The organism is Achromobacter sp. GbtcB20 (assembly GCF_019091095.1).
GTDB classification, from domain to species: Bacteria; Pseudomonadota; Gammaproteobacteria; order Burkholderiales; family Burkholderiaceae_B; genus Achromobacter; species Achromobacter mucicolens.
Genome location: NZ_JAGXJZ010000596.1, coordinates 1 through 264, shown reverse-complemented (window position 1 = coordinate 264; position 264 = coordinate 1). Strand labels below are relative to the sequence as shown.

1 pseudogene is annotated in these 264 nt (G+C 56.1%); it reads left to right on the top strand.

From position 1 onward, the window contains the following. A pseudogene (locus KVT32_RS30375) lies at nt 1-254 on the top strand (HAMP domain-containing protein); the annotation flags it as partial. Nucleotides 255-264: the final 10 nt, after the last annotated feature.

The following is a 264-nucleotide window of genomic DNA, read 5'->3' as shown; positions in this document are numbered from 1 at the left end:
TGCCGATTCGCAAGGTCAATGAAGAGATTCCGGCGATTCGCTCTTCAAAGCTGGATGTGAGGCTGGATCCTCGGGATGTGCCGATCGAACTGGCGGAACTGGTATTCGCCTTCAACGATATGTTTGCGAGAATCGAGGAAGGCTTCACCCGGCTATCACACTTTTCCGCAGACATCGCGCACGAGGTGCGGACACCCGTCACCAACCTGGTCACGCGGTCTCACGAGGCGTTTGGTCTGCCGCGCAGCAACGAGTAATACAAAG